The sequence below is a fragment of the Neobacillus niacini genome, assembly GCF_000759675.1.
Lineage (GTDB): Bacteria > Bacillota > Bacilli > Bacillales > Cytobacillaceae > Neobacillus > Neobacillus niacini_A.
On the sequence record NZ_BAWM01000154.1, the window covers coordinates 1 to 222 of the forward strand.

The 222-nt window shown below is 34.2% G+C and carries 1 protein-coding gene; it reads left to right on the forward strand.

The annotated features are described in order from the left end of the window. The coding region (locus tag TR08_RS29210; protein ID WP_045524381.1) for a SpoVR family protein at positions 1-222 on the forward strand (222 nt) is incomplete at both ends.

The window sequence follows — 222 nt, forward strand, 5'->3', positions numbered from 1 at the left end:
GACATATCGTTTTTACGCAATTATTTAAACAAAGACCTTGTAATGAGAGAAGACATGTATCTTTTTCAAAAACAGGGAAGAGATTATAAAATAGTTGATAAACAATGGGAACATGTCCGTGATCAGTTGGTTAATATGCGCGTAAATGGAGGTTTCCCATACATTACTGTCAATGACGGTGACTATTTGAAGAACGGTGAATTATATCTGAAGCATTGGTAT